At 42.7% G+C, this 634-nt stretch carries 2 protein-coding genes; both read left to right on the top strand.

The window, feature by feature from the left end; genetic code table 11:
• The first annotated feature begins 46 nt into the window (after nt 1-46).
• Nucleotides 47-370, top strand: coding sequence for a hypothetical protein (locus JK635_RS15140; protein ID WP_202654804.1), 324 nt, complete (start codon nt 47-49; stop codon nt 368-370).
• Entirely contained in the window at nt 367-519 is a 153-nt protein-coding gene (locus JK635_RS15145; protein ID WP_202654805.1) for a hypothetical protein, read from the top strand. The genes JK635_RS15140 and JK635_RS15145 overlap by 4 nt, the downstream gene beginning before the upstream one ends.
• Nucleotides 520-634: the final 115 nt, after the last annotated feature.

Consider the following 634-nt stretch of genomic DNA (forward strand, 5'->3'; position numbering starts at 1 on the left):
AGAAACAATTCCAGTACGAGTGTGGGAATAAGTTGAAAGTGGTAAAGTGAATACGATTTATAAAGCTGCATTTTTGGTGCCGGCATCTGCCAAAAAAAAATTGGATGATTTGGGCTGGGAATTCGAAACGAAGGATAGGCTTCCTTCAGAATTGGTTGAGGTATTGGTCCGATATTTTGGTTTGGGGTTTAAAGAAAATTACGTCAATACCGATGTGTATGTTGGAAAGGGAGTGAAAATGATTGTGTTTAAAGATGATTGTGGCCTGATAGAACAAATTTATTTTCAATTATTCGATGGGAATGTGGAAAAATTGAGGAATGTGTCAGTCTTTAAAAGCTTTAAAAATGTAGAATTGTTTATTCCTTGATTAAGTTTGTTGATTTTTTTAAAGTTTTATCTGATTCTGAAGTTGTTTATTCTATTTTTAATTCCGCCGACAGCGCCGGTGCCGGCAGCATCCGCCGCAGCTATGGCAACTTCGACCAGCTGCTGAGTGAAACCACCCCGCCAAGCTAGGTCAACTATACCTACGACTGACCCTGCCGAGCGGCATGCGCGCCGCTTACAGTTACGACGACGCCTCACGTCTGACGGGCATCGTCTACACCAAGCCTGACGGCACGCTGCTAGG

This window comes from Neobacillus paridis, from assembly GCF_016765675.1.
Taxonomy (GTDB): Bacteria; Bacillota; Bacilli; order Bacillales; family Cytobacillaceae; genus Neobacillus; species Neobacillus paridis.